Genomic DNA, 18,008 nt, shown 5'->3' with positions numbered 1-18,008 from the left:
GGGTCCCCACCATCGCCGGGCCCTCCCTGGCCCCTGCACCGCACGCCAATGCGGCATCCTTACTGCCGACTGATAACGGCGTCGCCCTGCCCGTTCACCCGGGCTTTCAGCACACTGCCGGCGCCAAGCGCCTGAGGGGCTGGCCACTGCATGGTGGCGCCAGGCAGCACATACCCCAGCAACCCATCGGCCAGCGGCCTACTCTGCGCGCCGTGCTGTAGCACGGCATCGGTCAGGCGTGCATGCACCGGGCCGACATTGCGCAGCTCCACATAAGGTTTGCCCTGTACCGTTACCGGGCGCCAGGTCAGCTGAGGCTTGCCCACGCCCTGCGCTGCGCGCGGGTCGGCAGGGTCCGGCTTGCCCCGCAATCCCTCGCCGTACACGAACAACGGGACCGAGTAGCGCATCTGCAGGCGTATCGCTGCCATCGTCCCCGCGTCGGCCTTGTCCAGCGGGATCACGGGCGGGATTTCGTCGATCACGATGCGGTAGGCCTGCTCTTGGCCGGCCGGCGCGGCGCCGGTGCGTGTCAGCCTGATCAACTGCTTCTGCCCGGGGGCGAGTGTGGCAACCGGTGGGCTGCCGATGATCTCGCGCTGGGGCTTGAACTGCTCCTTGGCCTCCAGCTGACGCCAGGCGAACACGCGCACCTGCAGGTTGGCCGCCACGGTGCCACGGTTTTCCAGCCATAGCGCGCCGGCTTTCTGGCCGGCCTCCAGCACCGGGTCGATGGGCCAGATGAGCACAGACGTTGCAGCCCCCACCTGAAAGCTGGCCCAGTACATCAGCATCAGCCACCAGCACCTGCCTGTTCTGCCTGGTTTCATGGAGCCCTCCCTGGACTCTGCGCGTGGCAACCGGGTTGGCTACCAGCTGAAAGTGACTTGCACCACGTCGGAATAGGTACCAGGCGGCAGGTTGCCGGGCAATTGCACCCGCCCGTACAACGCCAGTTTGACCGCCGCAGGGTCGGTGTATGCGACACCCACGCTCTGCCCGATACCCAGGCCCTGGGCCAACGCCGCATCCCGGTACAGCTGATAGCTCAGCAACTGCGCGCCACCCGCCCGCTTGAGATTGCGCGCGCCGCCTGCGCCGTTCTGGCCCCCATCCAGGCTCATGCTCAATGCCACACCCGGCGTGCACTGAAGGGTGACGGTGGCACCCCCAATTGCCGCAGTGAGCGTGGCGGTGGACAGCGCTGACTGGCTGCCGTAATCCAGCGTGCCGTACTGGGTAGCGCCGCCCACCACCAGGCACCCCGGCACGACCTGAGCCGACACGGTGAAGCTGCTGACCGTGGCTGCGTCCAGCGGCGCTGCCAGCAACAGGCCTAACCCGGCGAAGTACCCCACAAACCTTGCGCGCATGGTTCAGAACGTCAGTTCGACCGCCACCGTGTCGGTGTAGACACCGGCAGGCAGCCCGGCCTTGCCACGTGCCTGGCCATACAAATTGACGGTCTGCGCCACCCCGGTGCTGGTCGGCAGGGTAATGGTGCCATCGATGGCGAGCAGCTGCGTGCGCCCGGCATCGGTGTAGAAGTCGTAGGGCACGAAGTTGCCCGCACCGTCAGCCAGCGCCCGTGTGCCACCGCTGGACTGGCCGTCGTGAGCCCCGGCCCGCACCCGGATGGCCGGTACTGTTCCTGCCGAACACAGCACGCTCAGGGCGCCACCGGCCCCTCCCAGCACCTGGGCATTGGCGGTGCCGAACAGGGCATCCTGCGTGCCGAAGTTCAAACTGCCGAAGTTCAACCCCGACGTGCCCGAGCTGCCATTGACCTGGCAGGCTGCGATCAGCGTCAGCGTGGAATTGATGGTGCCGGCGGTGGTCGCGGCCTGCGCGGGTGAAGCCAGTGCCAGGCACAGGCCGACCAGGATGCAGCATGAGAGGTGGGTTCGCATTGACGTCTCCTTGGGTTGCTACCAGTCCAATGTCACTCTCAGGGTGTCGCGGTAGAGCCCGGCCGGCAGTGCATGGGGTTGCGCTACCAGCACACCGTAGATGGGGATGGGTACCTGCCGGGTAGTACCGATGGTGAACGCACGGGGTTGGCCGACGTCGTAGCGGCTGTAGCCGCTTGGGTCGACGGCCAGTTGGTAGGGCAGCAACTCGCGCCCATTGCTAAGGCGGCGGATGCCATCATCACCGTTCAGGCCGCCGTTGATATGCACATTGAAGGCCCGCACTTCGGGGGTACAGCTGATCTGCAGGCTGCCCGGCCCGACATCGCCGAACAGGCCACGCAGCGCAGAAGCCCAGTCCGGCTGGCGCTCGCCTGAACCTGCTGGATCAGGGGTAACCACCGCTGCAGGGATGGTCATGTCGCTGCTGATCATGCAGGCAGCGCTGATTACCAGCCGTGCCTGGATGAACCCGCTACTGCTGCCGTGCGCTACACCACCCGGGACCAGCAGCGGCCCTACAGTCAACAGCAGCAGCGAAGCGCGGCTCATGGCGTAACCTCCCTGTTCGGCCCTTGTCGATCTATGCTGGGCTTGAGCGTAGCAGTGAGGCGCATGGGCAAACGGGCGGGGATGCCGTTTTTTGGTATTAGCAAAAAAGCGATAGGGCACGCGATACACCCCAACGCACTGAGCCGAACGCTTTGCAGACGGCGCGCTCAAATTGGCAAACAACGGCAACCCGAGCGATATTCTGATAGGGTGTATCACCATCATCCTGCCCAGACTCATGCGGCATGCATGGACCTAATCGACAGGAGCGTTTTCATCAATGACGACAGACTTGACGCTGGCCCAGGCGGTGGAGCGCTGTGCCCAGGAACCTATCCAGATTCCCGGCAGCATTCAGCCCCATGGTTTTCTGCTTGTGCTTGATGAAAATGACCTGAGGGTGTTGCAGGCGAGCGAGAACGCCCAACAGTGGTTAGGCATATCCGCTGCATCGCTGGTTGGTTCGCCCTTCAGTGACGTTGTCACTGGCGACTTCGATTTGCGCGCGCATCTAGGCAGGCTTCCTCAAGATGAGGTTTTCCCGTTTCATATCGGCGACGTGCAACTTCGCGAAGGCGCTCCATACCGTCAAGCATTGCACTTGCTGGCCCACCGCCATGATCAGGCGCTGATCGTCGAGTTGGAGGCGCCACGTCTGCCGGAAGATTTGGCCTCGCAGGGCGACTATTACCCCTTGGTGCGCAACTTCATAAGCACCGTGCATCTGGCTGGCACCCTTGAAGAACTGCTGCACCAGACGGTGCTGCAGCTCAAGCGCGTCACCGGTTTTGGCCGGGTGAAGGCCTATCGCTTCGACGCCGAAGGCAATGGGCAAGTGCTGGCGGAGGTCGCCGACCCCGATTACCCCAGCTTCATGGGCTTGTGCTTCCCGGCATCCGATATCCCGGCCCAGGCCCGTGAGTTGTACCGGGTCAACCGCATCCGCGTCATCGAAGATGCCAACTACCAGCCGTCACCGCTGGTGCCGGGCACCAACCCGCTCAGCGGCAAACCGCTGGACATGAGCTTTGCCAGCCTGCGCAGCGTGTCGCCGGTACACCTGCAATACATGCGCAACATGGGCACACTGGCCTCCATGTCGCTGTCGATCGTGGTGGATGGCAAGCTGTGGGGGCTGATCTCCTGCCACAACGCGCAGCCTCGCCCGGTCGACCTGCGTACCCGCACCGCCTGCGAACTGCTGGCCAGTGTGCTGTCGCTGCAGATTGAATCCCGCGAGTCGCACGCCGACACGCAGCGCCTGCTGGGGTTGCGCCAGCACATCGTGCGGATGATTTCGTCCATGGCTGACCATGACAGTGTCAACGAAGGGCTGCACGCCCTGCCCGAGGTGTTGTTGGCGTTTGCCGATGCCCAGGGCGCTGCCGTGATCTCTGCAGACCGTTGCGACCTGTATGGCCAGACACCACCCGAGTCGCAGGTCACTGCCCTGGTGCACTGGTTGTCCCGACGTACCGGCGGTCACGTCTTTCATACCGACAATGCGCGCCGGGACGTGGACGAGTTGCCTGAACTTGGCAACCATGTGGGCGGCATACTGGCGGTGGCTATCTCGCAGATCCATTCCCATTACCTGCTGTGGTTCCGGCCCGAGCAGGTGCGCACCGTTGAATGGGCGGGGCAGCCGACCAAGCGGGTGGGGCCGCAAGGTAACCTGGACCCGCGACACAGCTTCGAGCGCTGGCAGGAACAACTGAGCGGCTATTGCGCCCCGTGGGACCCACTGATTGTGGAGGGGGTCAGCGAACTGCGTACGGCCGTGATGGGCATCGTGCTGCGCAAAGCCGAAGAAATGGCCCAACTGGCGGGTGAACTGCGCCGCTCCAACAAGGAGCTGGAGGCGTTCTCCTACAGCGTGTCCCATGACCTGCGTGCGCCGCTTAGGCACATTGCCGGCTACACCGAACTGCTCAGCGAAATCGAAGGCCCCGGCTTCAGCGAGCGCGGCAAGCGCTTCTTGCAGCATATCGGCGAAGCCGCTCATTTTGCCGGCAGCCTTGTCGACAATTTGCTACATTTTTCACAAATGGGCCGCTCAGCGCTGCGCATGTCAGATGTAGACCTCAATGCCTTGATCGATGCCATCCGTGCGGAACTCGCACCGGATTACGCGCGGCGTGAAATCATCTGGACCATTGCGCCCTTGCCCAAGGTTTACGGAGACCCCGCCTTCATCAACCTGGCGTTGAACAACCTGCTGGCCAATGCCATCAAATACACACGTGGGCGCACGCCTGCCCGCATCGAGGTGTTTGCCGTGCAGCATGCCGAGGAAGTCGAGGTGTGCATCCGTGATAACGGCGTTGGCTTCGACATGGCGTACGCCAACAAGCTGTTCGGGGTGTTCCAGCGGCTGCACCGCATGGAAGACTTCGAAGGCACAGGGATAGGCCTGGCGAGCGTGCGCCGTATCATCGAACGCCACGACGGCCGCGTCTGGGCCGATGGCCAGATCGACAAAGGCGCCAGCTTCCATTTCACTCTACCGCGCCACCCCGCGACACACTGAGGTACCGTTACCATCATGCTCAAACCCATCCTGCTGGTCGAAGACAACCCTCGGGACCTGGAGCTGACGCTCCTGGCCCTGGAGCGTAGCCAGTTGGCCAACGAAGTCATCGTGTTGCGCGACGGCGCCGATGCCCTCGATTACCTGCTGCGCCGTGGCGCCTACGCCGACCGCGACGACGGCAACCCTGCCGTGTTGCTGCTGGACCTGAAACTGCCGAAAGTCGATGGCCTCGAGGTGCTCAAGGAAGTGCGCGCCACGGCTGAGCTGCGCAGCATCCCGACCGTGATGCTGACGTCTTCGCGCGAAGAGCCCGACCTGCTGCGTGCCTATGAACTGGGCGTGAACGCCTACGTGGTCAAACCAGTCGAGTTCAAGGAATTCGTCGCCGCCATTTCCGACCTCGGTGTCTTCTGGGCCGTGCTGAACGAGCCACCACCTGGCTCCCTGCGCTTGACCCGCCGCGGCAACTGAGGCTCATGCAACGATGCAGTCTACCCCGCTGAACCTACTGATGGTCGAAGACAGCTCGATGGATGCCGAGCTGACCCTGATGCGCTTGGAGCGCAGCGGGCTGCACGTTCAGTCGCACCTAGTGTTCGACCACACGGGTGTCGAAAATGCCCTGCGCGACGGGCGCTACGACCTGATCCTGTGCGATTGCGTACTGCCCGGCTCGTCGGGTACCGACGTGCTGTCCATCGCCCAGCGACTGGCGCCGGACGTGCCGTTCATTTTCCTGTCCGGTATCTACGGCGAAGAGCATGCGGTGGAGATGATCCGCCTGGGTGCTACCGATTACGTACTGAAAAAGAACCTGCCGTTGCTGCCCAAGGCCGTACGCCGCGCCCTCACCGAAGTGCAGGAGCGTCAGCGCCGTCGTCGGGCTGAAGAGGCCCTGGCCGACGTGGAGGCGCGTGCACGCATTGCCATCAACGCTGCCGGCATGGGCACCTGGGACCTGCGACCACAGGAGGGCCTGCTGGTCTGGGACGAACGCGCCAAGACACTGTTCGGGCTGCCCCCCTCCACCGAAATGAGCCTGGAGGTGTTTTACGCCGGTATCTTTCCCGAAGACGTACCGGCAGTGCGTGATGCGGTAGAGCAGGCCATGCTTCCCGAGAACGGCGGCCACTACCGCATGGAATTCAGGATCATCCAGCCAAACGGCCAGGAACCGCGCTGGCTGCTCAGCAGTGGTCAGAGCCTGTTCGTGGACGGCAAGTGCGTGCGGTTCTCCGGCGTACTGCAGGATATTCACGCCCAGCGGGTAGCCACACAGGCGCTGCGCCAGCTCAACGAGATGCTTGGCGAACGGGTTGAACGCCGCACCCGCGAGCGTGACCGGGCGTGGGAGCTGTCCCAGGACCTGCTGGCCGTACTCAACAAAGACCTCACCCCTGTGGCGCTCAACCCTGCCTGGGAAGCCAGCCTGGGGCTGTCTCGCGAACGCCTGAGCCAGTCATCGCTGCTGCACCTGCTGCCCGAACCCGACCAGGAACTGCTGCTCACCGAGCTGGCTGCCCTCGCCCATGGCCGCACCAGTGCCCGCTTCGTCGGGCGCATTCTGCACGCCGGCGGGCAACAACGCTGGCTGTCGTGGGTAGTGGTGCCGGAAGATACCCTGCTGTACGTGGTGGCGCGGGATATCACCAGCGAGCGTGAGGCTGCAGTGGGCCTGGCCGATGCCAACGCCCGCCTGCGCGAACAGATCAGCGAACGCGAACGAATCGAGGCCGCACTGCAGCAAATGCAGCGCCTTGAAGCCGTTGGCCAGTTGACCGCGGGGGTTGCACACGACTTCAACAATTTGCTCACGGTGATCCTCACTGGCGCGAGCTTCCTGGAGCGGGACCTGAACAAAGGTGACCTCGACAAGGCACGCTCCCGCCTGACCCACGTGCGTGAAGCGGGTGAGCGCGGGGCCAAGCTGACTTCGCAGTTGCTGGCATTCTCCCGCCGTCAGCGCTTGGAGCCAGTACCCCTCAACCTCAACCGCACCCTCGATGGCCTGGAAGAACTGCTGCGGCGTACGCTGGGTGGCAACGTTTCGGTGCGCCTGGACCTGGACCGGGCGCTGTGGCAGGCCCTGACCGACCCCACCCAGACCGAGATGATCATCCTCAACCTGGCCATCAACGCCCGCGATGCCATGCCCGATGGCGGCCAGTTGACCTTGGTGACCCGCAATACGCGCATAGACACCCCCCCTCAGCGCCCGGAAGATCCGGACCCTGGTGAGTACGTAATGCTGAGCATCCGCGACACAGGCTGCGGCATGAGCGAAGAGGTGGTGGCCAAGGTGTTCGAGCCATTTTTCACTACCAAGGACATCGGCAAAGGCTCTGGCTTGGGCCTGGCCCAAGTATTCGGTTTCGCCAAGCAGTCTGGCGGCGGTGTGCGCATCGAAACCACCCCGGGGCGCGGCACTCAGGTGGCCGTCTACCTGCCGGCAGTCAAGGACCACATTATCAGCGAGCCTGCCACCCCGGTGGTTAGCCAGTCCATCAGCGACAGCGGCAGCAACCGCACCGTGTTGTTGGTAGACGACGATCACCTGGTGCGCGACATGCTTGGCGACGTGTTGCGCCAGTACGGTTATGAGGTGCGCCAGGCGCACAGTGGCGAGCAGGCACTAGCGCTTCTGGATGACGGTATCGACCTGCTGCTCACCGACTTTGCCATGCCGGAGTTCAACGGTGCGCAGCTTGCCGTTGCCGCTCGCGAACGCTTCCCCCAGCTACCTGTGGTATTTCTAACCGGCTATGCAGAGCTGCAAGGCCTGGACCTTCCGGGCAGCGTTGTGATCCAGAAGCCCGTTCAGGCGGACGACCTGGCCAGGGCACTGGACGAAATGCTGGGCGTACCGGGGTAAACCTGTGCAGTCGGGGCCACTCAGCCCCGACTCGCCCACATACCGAGTGCCAAACGACAAAAACGACGAAACCAGCGCTTACGTGATAAGCACTGGAAAGATGTTTTGATCTCAGAAAATGGCAGGGGCGGCTGGATTCGAACCAACGCATGGCAGGATCAAAACCTGCTGCCTTACCGCTTGGCGACGCCCCTGTATCAGATGCAGCAACCGCTGCCCGGATAATCCCAATAAGGTGACAACGTGTTGTTGTCTTGGAATGCGCGGCACTTTAACAACAATGTTGCTGCCTGTGAAGCCCCTAATCGAAAAAAAATGCCAAAAAAACAGCGGCTTAGTCATTAGCAGCAAAAAAGATTTACCGCTCGTCGCTTTCCTGCCGCCGCACCTCAACACAATCGCATTCGCTCCTTCAAATCAGATAACCCCAACGCAGTGACCAAGGAGGACCCTATGCCTGTTTCTCACGACCTGTATCAGGACTTGCACTACCCCCGTGAAATCGTCCAGCAGCGTCGTCAGCAGGACCAGACGCTGGACCGCTTGCTGGACGAGTACGTCGACATCGATAACCAGGTGCTTGCAGCCGAGTCGATTTCGGCCGGCAACTTCGTCGATGAGGACCTGCGCCACCTCAAGGAACGCCGGCTTGCGGTGAAGTACATGATCGAGCGCCAGCTGGAACGTAAAGCCTGAGATCGGGGTTTTGCCGGTGGTGACCTATCGCGGTAAGTGATGGTTGACGGTCACTTTCTCTATTGGTCAAATCCGCGGCACTCGGGCAAGCTTCCGGGCGCCCGTTTATTGCCCAAGGAGCTCAGTTCGTGCCTGCCTGGATCCCTGCCCCGCTACGCCAGCTTGGCCAACGCCTGCGCCCTGCCGACGCTGACCGTCATGCACTGCTGACGTGGTTCGAGGAAAAAGCCCAGAGCCGTGGCTACGCGTTGAGCGACGGTCAGCGGCGAGTGATTGCGTGCATGGCACAGCAGTTGAGCCAGTTTGAGCAGGGGCAGCCGCCTAGCCTTTACCTGCATGGCGCGGTCGGGCGCGGTAAAAGCTGGCTGCTGGACGGCTTCTTCCAGGCTGTGCCTGTGCAGGCAAAGCTACGCCTGCACTTTCATGACTTTTTCGCCCGACTGCACCAGGGCATGCACCGCCACCGCGCCCTGGACGACGCCATGGCCGCTACCCTCGACGAATTGATCGGCGAGTGCGAGGTGCTGTGCTTCGACGAGTTCCATGTGCATGACATTGGTGATGCCATGCTGCTTAAGCGCCTGTTCGATGCCTTGTTCGCTCGCGGCATCTACCTGCTGGTCACCTCCAATTATGCGCCGGAAGGGCTGCTGCCCAACCCGCTTTACCATGAGCGCTTCCTGCCTGTCATCCGCCTGATCAACACCCGCATGCAGGTCATGGAAGTGGGCGGGGACATCGACTTTCGCAGCCTGCCGGCCAACCGCGAACACCAGTGTTTCACCCGCGGCCACTATGTATGGCCAGGCGATGCCGGGCAGCGCCTGGCCCTGAAACTGCCCGAGGCGGCACCCGGGGTGCTGCACATCAACAACCGTTCACTGCGTGCCAGGGCCGTGGATGGCACACGGGTGATGTTCACTTTCGACGATTTGTGCGAGCAGCCTACCGCCGTGATCGACTACCTGGCGCTCGCCCGCCAGTTCAGTGAATGGATCATCGACGGGCTGGACGACCTGGCGGACTGTTCGCTGGCGGCGCAGCAGCGGTTCGTCAATCTGGTGGATGTTTTGTACGACCACGATCGCCAGGTGACCGTCATTGGCAAGCGTCCGCTGGCAGACAGCCTGGATGGCGCCATCGCCGACCTGATGCGTACCCGAAGCCGGTTGGGGCAATTGCATCAGGTCGGCCCTGGCCCGACCTGACCGGCACTGTTTTCACACCGCTTTAGGCAGCTCGGCCAGCACCGTTTCGATTTCCTGAAGCACGGCGGGATCGTCCAGGGTAGAGGGTGGTATGTAGGCCTGCCCGTCAGCAATTTTGCGCAGCAACGCCCGCAGAATCTTGCCCGAACGCGTCTTGGGCAACCGCCGCACCAGCCGCACCCGGTTGAAACAGGCCAGCGCACCGATTTCTTCACGCACCCTGGCCACCAGGTCTGCCAGCAACTGCGCCTCGGTAGTGCCCGCGCCATCTTTCAACACGACCAGGGCGAGCGGCACCTGCCCCTTGATATCGTCATGCACGCCGATCACCGCGCATTCGGCAATCGCCGCGTGGCGTGCCACCAGGTCTTCCATTTCCCCTGTGGACAGCCGGTGCCCGGACACATTGATGACGTCGTCCGTGCGCCCCATGATGTAGACAAAGCCGTCGTCGTCCAGGAAGCCGCCGTCGCCGGTGTGGTAGTAACCAGGGTAAGTGTGCAGGTAGGCCTGCAGGTAACGGTCGTGGTCCCCCCACAGCGTCTGGCTGCACCCTGGGGGCAAGGGCAGTGCGATCACGATGGCGCCCTGCTGGTGGGTGCCCAGCAGATGGCCCTCGTCATCCAGCACGCGCACGTGGTAACCCGGCACTGCGCGGTTGCTCGATCCCGGCCTGGCCGCACTGCCTTCAAGGCCTACGCACGGCGCGGTCACGGGCCAGCCGGTTTCGGTTTGCCACCAGTGGTCGTGCACCGGTTTACCGGTGACGCGCTCCAGCCATTGGTGGGTGCTGGAATCGAGCTTTTCTCCGGCCAGGAACAACTGACGCAGCGAACTCAGGTCGTACTGGCCAAGCAGCTCGCCCTCCGGGTCTTCCTTGCGGATAGCGCGCATGGCGGTGGGTGCGCAGAACAGGCCGTTGACCTTGTACTGCTGCACGACGCGCCAGTAGGCGGCAGCGTCCGGGGTGCGGATTGGCTTGCCCTCGTAAAACACCGTGGTGCAACCGCACATCAACGGCCCGTAGACGATCAGCGAGTGGCCCACCACCCAGCCGACGTCCGATATGCCCCACCACACATCACCGGGCTGCATGCCGTAGATGTTGTGCATGGCATAGCGCAGGGCCACAGCGTTGCCACCGTTTTCCCGCACGATGCCTTTGGGTTTGCCGGTGGTGCCCGAGGTATACATGATGTACAGCGGATCGCCAGCGTCGAGCACCACCGGGGCGACGGGCACTGCGCCCACAAGCGCCTCGGCCCAGTCCAGGTCTCGCCCTGGTTGCAGCGGTGCCTGCGCCTGTGGCCGCTGCAACACCAGCACATGGCGCGGCTGGTGCTGGGCCAGTTGCAACGCGCGGTCGACCAGAGGCTTGTATTCGATCACCCGGTCGAACTCGAGCCCGCAAGAGGCTGTGAGCAGCAGGGTTGGGCGCGCGTCGTCGATACGCAGCGCCAGCTCGTTGGCTGCGAAGCCGCCAAACACCACCGAATGCACCGCGCCAATGCGGGCGCAGGCGAGCATGGCCATAGCGGCCTGGGGCACCATCGGCATGTAGATGATCACCCCGTCGCCCTTCTGCACCCCCAGCTGGCTCAGCAACCCAGCCAGGCGGGCTACCTCATCGCGCAGCTCAAGGTAGGTATAGGCTTGCTGCGCCCCGGTGACAGGTGAGTCGTAGACCAACGCCAGTTGTTGCCCCCTGCCCTGTTCGATCTGGTGGTCCAGGGCGAGGTAACAGCTGTTCAGACGGCCATCGGCGAACCAGCGATGCGTGCCGTCGGCATTGTCCTGCAGGGTGATGGCAGGGGCGCGATACCAGGCGATCGACCGGGCCTGTTCAGCCCAGAAGGCAGCCGGGTCGGCGATGGAGTGTGCGTAGCTGTGCTGGTAGCTCATGTGCAATGAACCCGATCGTTGTTGTTATTGAAGGGCGAATGCTGAGTATGGCCGGGCTGACCCGGCGCGCCAGGCGGCTAAAGGCCTAACCGACCTGCAAATTTGCAGCGATCAGGTGCGAGCACCTACCACGGCCTGCCTTTACCCCGCTCAGTGCCTTTCCACTAGAATGGGCCCTCCCTTGCCGAGGCTGCACCATGGACATCGATCAGGCCCGTACCTTTCTGGAAATCGTCCGCAGCGGCAGCCTGGTGGCCGCAGCCGAACGCCTGTTCGTCTCACAAACGGCCGTCACCGCGCGGGTACAGCGTCTGGAGCAACAACTGGGTTGCCAACTGTTCGTCCGTGGCCGCAGCGGCACCAGCCTGACCCCTGATGGCGAGGCGTTCGTCAGCTACGCCAACCAGCTGGTGCAGACCTGGGAGGCCGCGCGCCGCGAGCTGCCGTTGCCCCCGGGTTGCCAGCAAATGCTGCACGTGGGTGGGGAGGTAAGCCTTGGCAACCCGATGATGCTGGGCTGGGTCAGTGCCCTGCACCGCGAGCTGCACGGCTACGCCATACGCAGTGAGGTCAGCGACGGCGACGCGCTGCTGCGCAAGGTGGAAATGGGCCTGCTGGATGCCGCGCTGGTGTACCAGCCCAGCTACGGCCCGGGGATGCAAGTGGAGCAGTTGATGGAAGAAAAACTCATCCGCATACGCCGGGTGGATCGGCCTGAACCCTACGTGTACATCGACTGGGGGGATGCCTTTCGCAGGCAGCACGACGCGGCGCTGCCGGAGTGCGCGCGGGCTGCACTGAGCTTCAACCTTGGCCCGCTGGCGTTGCAGTTCATCCTTGACCAGGGCGGCAGTGGCTATTTCCGCACGCGAGTGGTGCAGGCTTACCTGGACAGTGGCGTGTTCGAGCGGGTGCCGCAAGCACCCGAGTTCACCTACCCGACCTACCTGGTGTATTCACGCGAGCGCGACAGCGCAGCACTGCAACAGGCGTGCGCCACGTTGAGGCGCCTGGTGGCCGCAGACCAAAGTGACTGGTCACAGCGTTGGGACCCGGCTATCTGACGCCTTTGCCTGGCTGAGCACCTGGCGCTGCAGGCCCGCGATCACATCGGTCTGAGTGATGACGCCGACCAGGCGCCCGGCCTCCAGTACCGGCAGGCAATGCAAGCCTCGTTCACACAACAAGGGCAGCAGGGTATCCAGCGGGGCCCTGCTGTCGACGCTCACCACCTGGCGGCTCATCACCTGCTCCAGGCGCAGCACTTCACCGCCCAACAGCCGACGCCAGCCTTGCCGCTGCGGTCGCATGGCGGGGCCGAGCAGGTCGCTGACGGTGACGATGCCCACCAGTTCACCGTTGACCAGCACCGGCAGCGCTTTTACGTGATGGCCGGCCAGGCGCTTGCAGGCTTGCGCCAGCGGCATGTCAGGGGTGGCGAACTGCACGTCACGGGACATTACCGAGGCTGCGGTCAAACCGCCCAGGCTGCGCCGCAGCGCCTGCTGCTCGGTCGCCAGGATGATCTGCTCCAGTTCATCACGGCTGACATCGACGAACTCACCGAGGGCCTCCAGGGCCTGGTCCAGGTCTTCACCCCGTACGCCAACCCGTTCGCGGGGGGGCGGGTCCTGGGTGTGGTGCAGGTCCTTGCGCGAGGCCAGGCCTTTTGGGTAAGCCGCGCCCGTGCAACGGTTGTAGAGGATGGCCACGACTACCAGCACCCCTGCGTTCAACAGCACTGGCTCCAGCAGGTGCTCGCCCATGGCGGTGAGCCCTGGGTCGGCAAGCACCACGCTCACCGCAACACCGCCACCGGGCGGGTGCAGGCAGCGCATCAGACACATCACCAGTATCGAAACGCCCAGGGCGCTGGCCGCCACCCACAGCTCAGGCCCGCAGGATTGCCGCATGGCCAGCCCGATGATGCCGGCCAATGCGTAGCTACCCACCACGGGCCAAGGCTGGGCCAACGGGCCGGAATGCACGGCGAACACCAGCACCGCCGAGGCAGCCAGAGGGCCTAGCAGATGCAAGGCAATGGCGGGGCCGAATACCAAACTGGTCACCCAGCCGGCGAGGAATAAACCCAGGAGTGCGCCAACACCTGCACGCAGCCATTCTTTCGGCGGCGTATTCAGGGGCGCTGGCAGCCATCGGTGCAGGCGATTAGGGGGTCGTGAGGCGGTCATCGGGTATTGGATCTATCTTGTGCAGGGAATGGGCAACCGTACAGCGCCTTGTCATTGAGCAACGGGTTCGCTCAAGGGCGGGATTCTGCACGGGCCAACGCCACCGAACCAATTCAAAAAAATGCGCTTCAGGTGCAATTTTCTTGCACCGCGAAGCCAGACATTGAGGATGGTAGGCCCGTTTCAAGCCCCCTTGCGCGGCAGGTCGAGCGTGACTCGCAAGCCACCCAGGGGGCTCTGCGCGAGCGACAGGGTTCCACCCCAGGCGTCGCAGATATCGCGCACGATACCCAACCCCAGGCCGTGGCCGTCGACCTGTTCGTCCAGCCGCGAACCGCGCTCAAGCACCTGCTGCCGGCGGCTTTCTGGGATACCAGGGCCATCGTCGTCCACCCACAGTTGGTACCCGCCGGCCGTGGAAGCGATCCCCAGGCGCACTTCACTGTCCGCCCACTTGCAGGCGTTATCCAGCAGGTTGCCCAGCAGCTCAAGGCTGTCTTCCCGGTCCCAGGGCAGCAACAGCCCGGCGGGCACGTCACGTTCCAGCCGCAGGCCCTCACCGTGAATCATGCCGAGTGTGCCAAGCAGCCCCGGCAGCTCGGCGTCACAATCGAACTGGGCGCCGGGCAAGGCATCGCCGGCCAGGCGCGCACGGTTGAGTTCGCGCGCCAGGCGCTGCTGGATCTGCTCCAACTGCTCACGCATCTGCCCGCTGAACCCAGGCACCCCGTGCAGCCGGTCGCTGGACGCCAGGCTCAGCAACACCGCCAACGGTGTTTTCAACGCATGGCCCAAGTTGCCTAGGGCATTGCGCGAGCGGCGCAGGCTATCTTCGGTATGATTGAGCAGGTGGTTGATCTGCCCCACCAACGGTGCCAGTTCGCTGGGCACCTCGTCGTCCAGCTGCGAGCGCTGGCCCTGCTGCAACTGCGCAATCTGCCGCCGGGCACGTTCCAGCGGCCGCAGCGACCGGGTAACGGTGATGCGCTGCAGTACCAGCACCAAAGCCAACGCCACCAGCCCCATACCCAGGCCGATCTGCTGCAGGCGGCGGAACCCCTCGCGTACCGGTGAGTAATCTTGCGCGACACTGATCGAGATATCCTGGCCCAGTCGCCGGTAGTCGGCGCGCAGGGTCAGCAATTCCTGGCCCTCGGGGCCCAGCTCGTGCCGGTCGGACAGGCCAGGCGCGGAAGGCTTGGGCATGTTCATGTCCCACAACGAGCGCGACCGCCAGGTGCCCTGGTCGAAATCAATGCGAAAGTAGTGGCCAGAAAACGGCCGTTGGTAGGCGGCCGAGATACGCCGCTCGTCCAGTTGCAGCCCGGAGGGCCCTCGCACCAGCGCCACCAGCAGGGTTTCACTTTCATTGCGCAGGCCGTTTTCCAGGTAGCGCTGCAGGCCAGCTTCGAACAACCACAGCGTAAGCTGCGCCAGCACCACCCCCACCACCACCAGCACAGCCACCAGGCCCAGGCTCAGGCGTGCCTGGATCGACTTCATGCAGCGCTACCGGCGTAGAGGTAACCCTGACCGCGGCGGGTTTCGATCACGCTGCGCCCCAGCTTGCGGCGCAGGTGGTTGACATGCACTTCCAGTACGTTGGAGTCGCGCTCGGTTTCACCGTCGTACAGGTGCTCGGCCAGGTGGGTCTTGGAGAGGATCTGCTGCGGGTGCAGCATGAAGTAGCGCAGCAGGCGGAATTCGGCAGCCGTCAACTGGATGTCCACACCCTCACGGCTCACGCACTGACGGCGCTCGTCCAGGTGCAGGCCCGCCGCCTCCAGCGTTGGCTGGTTGGCCAGGCCACGGGCGCGGCGCAGCAGCGCCTGGATACGCAATTGCAGTTCTTCGGGGTGGAAGGGTTTGCTGAGGTAGTCGTCGGCACCAGCCTTCAACCCCTCGATACGCTCGGCCCATGAGCCTCGCGCCGTGAGGATGAGCACAGGCGTAACCAGGCCGGCTGCCCGCCACTGGGCCAACACGTCGAGGCCAGGCAGCCCCGGCAGGCCGAGGTCGAGGATAATCAGGTCGTACGGCTCGCACTGGCCCTGGTAGGCCGCATCGCGGCCATCGGCCAGCCAATCGACCGCGTAGCCCTGGCGTTGCAGGGTGGCTGTCAGTTCATCGGCCAGCGGCACGTTGTCCTCGACAAGCAACAGGCGCATTCAGTCATCTTCCTCGTCTTTGAGCAGGGCGCCGGTACTGGCGTCGAGCTTGATTTCGCGCACCACGCCCTCCGCCGTCAGCAGCTCGACTTCGTATTCATAGCGGTCGTGTTCTTCTTCGAGTTCGGCCTCGAGCAGACGCGCCCCGGGGTGACGCCCCAGGGCGGTCTGCAGCAGGTGCTCGAGGGGAAGGATGACACCCTTCTGGCGCAACGCCAGGGCCTCGTCCTGGTCCAGGTCACGGGCAGCGGCCAACGAGCACACTGCCAGTAACGCCAGGGCCAGGTAGCCTACCGCCCGTGGTAGCTGACTCATCAGCTGTCCCGCTCGTCCTTCACGACTTCACCGGTCTTGGCATCGAGGGCCACGTCCCACTCGACGTTCTGGGCATCGCGCAGTTCCACCTTGTAGATGTAGCGGCCGTATTCGTTCTCAAGCTCCGAGTCGGTAACGGTGGAACCCGGGTGTTTGGCGATGGCGGCGGCCTTGAGTTCGTCCAGCGACTTGATGGTTTTGGCGTTCACCAGCTTGACCACTTCATCGGGCTGTACGTCCTTGGCGAAGGCGGCGTTGGCACCCAGGGCAAGGGCGGCGGCGGTGAACAGGGCAGTCAAGGTTTTCATCGTAGGGTTCTCCTGGAAGCTGTACAAGTTGTCTACGCAATCAACATTACCCAGCCGTCCTTAATTGAACCTGAAAAAGCTGGCGACATGATAGCGCAGGCGCTGCACGCTTCACGATCAACCCCTTCAGCCCCTGCCTCGCCCTATAATGCGACACTCTCTGCCCAGGACCCCAGCCATGAGCGCCATCCACATCAAATACCCCGCCCTCACCTTCAAGGCCGGGCGGCGCGCACTGGGCCAGGTGCGTGAACGCGGGCTGCAGGCGGCGGATGTGGGCATATTGCCTGGGGCTGCGGGCGGGCCCAAACCGCTGGGCATCCAGGGCCTGGACCTGGCGCTGTTCGGCGAGTGGCTGCCATCGGCCCCGCGCCCCCGCGCCCTCATCGGCGCATCGATCGGTGCCTGGCGCTTCGCCAGCGCCTGCCTGCAAGACCCGGTCGCCGGCCTGCGCCGCCTGGGCGAGCTGTATACCGAGCAGGATTTCGCCAAGGGCGTAACCCCCACTGACATCAGCCGCAGTTGCCAGCGCATGCTCGACGACCTGCTGCAAGCCCGCGACGGTGAGGTGCTTGCCAACCCGCACTACCGCCTGAACATTCTGGTGGTCAAAAGCCATGGCCAACTCGCCCACGACCATCGGGGCCGCCTGGGTATCGGCCTGGGTTCGGTGGTCGCCAGCAACCTGCTGGGCCGTGCCCGGCTGGGGCGCCACTTCGAACGCGTCATCCTGCACGACCGGCGCACGCCCCCACCCCTGAACGAACTGACAGACTTCCCTTCCCGCTACTTGCCGCTGGACCTGGCGAACCTGCGCCACGCCCTGCTGGCTTCGGGCTCCATCCCCATGGTGATGGAAGGTGTGAAGGACATCCCCGGTGCTGGCGCAGGCACCTACCGCGATGGCGGCCTGCTCGACTACCACCTCGACCTGCCTTACCAAGGTGACGACCTGGTGTTGTACCCGCACTTTACCGACAAGGTGGTCCCCGGCTGGTTCGACAAGGCCCTACCCTGGCGCAGGGGTGACCCCACGCGCCTGCAGAACGTGGTGCTGCTCACACCGTCCCCGCAGTACCTGGCAGCCCTGCCCTACGGCAAGCTGCCTGACCGTAATGACTTCAAGCGCTTCATGGGCGACGCACCCTCACGCAAGCGCTACTGGTACAAGGCCATTGCCGAAAGTGAGCGGTTAGGTGATGAGTTGCTGGAACTGGTCTCTACGGGACGCCTGACTGATCGCTTACAACCTTTGTAGAAAAACCGGGCCGGACTGATCAGTATCTGGCGCCAACAGAATCATGGAAGCGTTGCCTGTGAAAAAGGTTAAGATGGCGCTCACTCCATCTTGC

17 protein-coding genes and 1 tRNA gene are annotated in these 18,008 nt (G+C 63.9%); 7 read left to right on the top strand and 11 right to left on the bottom strand.

Translation table 11 applies throughout. From position 1 onward, the window contains the following. Nucleotides 1-59: 59 nt before the first annotated feature. From IAE38_RS14560 to IAE38_RS14545, 4 genes are read right to left on the bottom strand one after another with little or no spacing between them, the layout of a single operon-like run. Nucleotides 60-830, bottom strand: a complete 771-nt coding sequence (locus IAE38_RS14560) for a fimbrial biogenesis chaperone (protein WP_201164297.1) — start codon at nt 828-830, stop codon at nt 60-62. Between the two features lie 39 nt (nt 831-869). Then, on the bottom strand, nt 870-1,373 hold the full coding sequence (locus IAE38_RS14555) for a Csu type fimbrial protein (protein WP_201164296.1): 504 nt from the start codon (nt 1,371-1,373) through the stop codon (nt 870-872). 3 nt (nt 1,374-1,376) lie between these two features. Further along, nucleotides 1,377-1,910 (bottom strand): Csu type fimbrial protein, encoded by a 534-nt coding sequence (locus IAE38_RS14550; protein ID WP_201218127.1) that lies wholly within the window; start codon nt 1,908-1,910, stop codon nt 1,377-1,379. Between the two features lie 18 nt (nt 1,911-1,928). Continuing rightward, on the bottom strand, nt 1,929-2,462 hold the full coding sequence (locus tag IAE38_RS14545) for a Csu type fimbrial protein (RefSeq protein ID WP_201218126.1): 534 nt from the start codon (nt 2,460-2,462) through the stop codon (nt 1,929-1,931). Between the two features lie 280 nt (nt 2,463-2,742). Here IAE38_RS14545 and IAE38_RS14540 point away from each other — a divergent pair, with 280 nt between their 5' ends. The 3 genes from IAE38_RS14540 to IAE38_RS14530 are packed head-to-tail and all read left to right on the top strand — an operon-like array spanning nt 2,743 to nt 7,867. Then, on the top strand, nt 2,743-4,992 hold the full coding sequence (locus IAE38_RS14540) for an ATP-binding protein (protein ID WP_201218125.1): 2,250 nt from the start codon (nt 2,743-2,745) through the stop codon (nt 4,990-4,992). A 15-nt stretch (nt 4,993-5,007) separates the two neighbouring features. Then, a complete protein-coding gene (locus IAE38_RS14535) occupies nt 5,008-5,466 on the top strand; it encodes a response regulator (RefSeq protein ID WP_201164292.1) in 459 nt (152 codons plus the stop codon). A 13-nt stretch (nt 5,467-5,479) separates the two neighbouring features. After that, nucleotides 5,480-7,867 carry a response regulator gene (locus tag IAE38_RS14530; RefSeq protein WP_201218124.1) on the top strand — a complete coding sequence of 796 codons (2,388 nt, stop codon included), beginning with the start codon at nt 5,480-5,482 and terminating at the stop codon, nt 7,865-7,867. A gap of 119 nt (nt 7,868-7,986) precedes the next feature. Here the strand turns inward: IAE38_RS14530 and IAE38_RS14525 are convergent. Then, nucleotides 7,987-8,061 (bottom strand) — tRNA-Gln (locus tag IAE38_RS14525). A gap of 259 nt (nt 8,062-8,320) precedes the next feature. Here IAE38_RS14525 and IAE38_RS14520 point away from each other — a divergent pair. Together IAE38_RS14520 and zapE are read left to right on the top strand one after the other, a co-directional pair. Next, the gene (locus IAE38_RS14520) at nt 8,321-8,563 is read left to right on the top strand and encodes a hypothetical protein (protein WP_201164290.1); all 243 of its coding nucleotides are present in this window, start codon (nt 8,321-8,323) and stop codon (nt 8,561-8,563) included. A gap of 128 nt (nt 8,564-8,691) precedes the next feature. Next, on the top strand, nt 8,692-9,771 hold the full coding sequence (gene zapE / locus IAE38_RS14515) for a cell division protein ZapE (protein ID WP_201164289.1): 1,080 nt from the start codon (nt 8,692-8,694) through the stop codon (nt 9,769-9,771). 12 nt (nt 9,772-9,783) lie between these two features. Here zapE and IAE38_RS14510 read toward each other — a convergent pair whose 3' ends face one another. After that, nucleotides 9,784-11,673 carry an AMP-binding protein gene (locus IAE38_RS14510; RefSeq protein ID WP_201218122.1) on the bottom strand — a complete coding sequence of 630 codons (1,890 nt, stop codon included), beginning with the start codon at nt 11,671-11,673 and terminating at the stop codon, nt 9,784-9,786. A 197-nt stretch (nt 11,674-11,870) separates the two neighbouring features. Here IAE38_RS14510 and IAE38_RS14505 point away from each other — a divergent pair, with 197 nt between their 5' ends. Beyond that, the gene (locus tag IAE38_RS14505; protein ID WP_201218121.1) at nt 11,871-12,737 is read left to right on the top strand and encodes a LysR family transcriptional regulator; all 867 of its coding nucleotides are present in this window, start codon (nt 11,871-11,873) and stop codon (nt 12,735-12,737) included. Here IAE38_RS14505 and IAE38_RS14500 read toward each other — a convergent pair. From IAE38_RS14500 to IAE38_RS14480, 5 genes are all read right to left on the bottom strand, one after another. Beyond that, complete coding sequence (locus tag IAE38_RS14500; RefSeq protein ID WP_201218120.1) at nt 12,711-13,865, bottom strand: HPP family protein; 1,155 nt, start codon at nt 13,863-13,865, stop codon at nt 12,711-12,713. The genes IAE38_RS14505 and IAE38_RS14500 overlap by 27 nt on opposite strands. Nucleotides 13,866-14,048: 183 nt before the next feature. Next, nucleotides 14,049-15,368: an ATP-binding protein gene (locus IAE38_RS14495; RefSeq protein ID WP_201218119.1), complete on the bottom strand. Its 1,320-nt coding sequence runs from the start codon at nt 15,366-15,368 to the stop codon at nt 14,049-14,051. After that, nucleotides 15,365-16,033: a response regulator transcription factor gene (locus IAE38_RS14490; protein ID WP_201164284.1), complete on the bottom strand. Its 669-nt coding sequence runs from the start codon at nt 16,031-16,033 to the stop codon at nt 15,365-15,367. Before IAE38_RS14490 ends, IAE38_RS14495 begins: the two co-directional genes overlap by 4 nt. Then, complete coding sequence (locus IAE38_RS14485) at nt 16,034-16,348, bottom strand: PepSY domain-containing protein (RefSeq protein ID WP_201218117.1); 315 nt, start codon at nt 16,346-16,348, stop codon at nt 16,034-16,036. Next, complete coding sequence (locus tag IAE38_RS14480; RefSeq protein ID WP_028634504.1) at nt 16,348-16,656, bottom strand: PepSY domain-containing protein; 309 nt, start codon at nt 16,654-16,656, stop codon at nt 16,348-16,350. Before IAE38_RS14480 ends, IAE38_RS14485 begins: the two co-directional genes overlap by 1 nt. A 178-nt stretch (nt 16,657-16,834) precedes the next feature. Between IAE38_RS14480 and IAE38_RS14475 the strand changes: the two genes are divergently transcribed. Next, entirely contained in the window at nt 16,835-17,914 is a 1,080-nt protein-coding gene (locus IAE38_RS14475; RefSeq protein WP_201218116.1) for a patatin-like phospholipase family protein, read from the top strand. Nucleotides 17,915-18,008 lie beyond the last annotated feature (94 nt).

This window comes from Pseudomonas sp. S32 (assembly GCF_016648095.1).
GTDB classification, from domain to species: Bacteria; Pseudomonadota; Gammaproteobacteria; order Pseudomonadales; family Pseudomonadaceae; genus Aquipseudomonas; species Aquipseudomonas parafulva.
Note: the sequence above shows the minus strand (reverse complement) of the source record. Positions and strands in the feature narration are given on the sequence as shown.

Bases quoted from the DNA above. Each gene is read 5' to 3' on its own strand.
- IAE38_RS14475 (WP_201218116.1), top strand. From the start codon at position 16,835: ATGAGCGCCATCCACATCAAATACCCCGCCCTCACCTTCAAGGCCGGG.
- IAE38_RS14560 (WP_201164297.1), bottom strand. From the start codon at position 830: ATGAAACCAGGCAGAACAGGCAGGTGCTGGTGGCTGATGCTGATGTAC.
- IAE38_RS14490 (WP_201164284.1), bottom strand. From the start codon at position 16,033: ATGCGCCTGTTGCTTGTCGAGGACAACGTGCCGCTGGCCGATGAACTG.
- IAE38_RS14505 (WP_201218121.1), top strand. From the start codon at position 11,871: ATGGACATCGATCAGGCCCGTACCTTTCTGGAAATCGTCCGCAGCGGC.
- IAE38_RS14540 (WP_201218125.1), top strand. From the start codon at position 2,743: ATGACGACAGACTTGACGCTGGCCCAGGCGGTGGAGCGCTGTGCCCAG.
- IAE38_RS14485 (WP_201218117.1), bottom strand. From the start codon at position 16,348: ATGAGTCAGCTACCACGGGCGGTAGGCTACCTGGCCCTGGCGTTACTG.
- IAE38_RS14495 (WP_201218119.1), bottom strand. From the start codon at position 15,368: ATGAAGTCGATCCAGGCACGCCTGAGCCTGGGCCTGGTGGCTGTGCTG.
- IAE38_RS14510 (WP_201218122.1), bottom strand. From the start codon at position 11,673: ATGAGCTACCAGCACAGCTACGCACACTCCATCGCCGACCCGGCTGCC.
- IAE38_RS14480 (WP_028634504.1), bottom strand. From the start codon at position 16,656: ATGAAAACCTTGACTGCCCTGTTCACCGCCGCCGCCCTTGCCCTGGGT.
- IAE38_RS14550 (WP_201218127.1), bottom strand. From the start codon at position 1,910: ATGCGAACCCACCTCTCATGCTGCATCCTGGTCGGCCTGTGCCTGGCA.
- IAE38_RS14545 (WP_201218126.1), bottom strand. From the start codon at position 2,462: ATGAGCCGCGCTTCGCTGCTGCTGTTGACTGTAGGGCCGCTGCTGGTC.
- IAE38_RS14520 (WP_201164290.1), top strand. From the start codon at position 8,321: ATGCCTGTTTCTCACGACCTGTATCAGGACTTGCACTACCCCCGTGAA.
- IAE38_RS14535 (WP_201164292.1), top strand. From the start codon at position 5,008: ATGCTCAAACCCATCCTGCTGGTCGAAGACAACCCTCGGGACCTGGAG.
- IAE38_RS14530 (WP_201218124.1), top strand. From the start codon at position 5,480: ATGCAGTCTACCCCGCTGAACCTACTGATGGTCGAAGACAGCTCGATG.
- IAE38_RS14555 (WP_201164296.1), bottom strand. From the start codon at position 1,373: ATGCGCGCAAGGTTTGTGGGGTACTTCGCCGGGTTAGGCCTGTTGCTG.
- IAE38_RS14500 (WP_201218120.1), bottom strand. From the start codon at position 13,865: ATGACCGCCTCACGACCCCCTAATCGCCTGCACCGATGGCTGCCAGCG.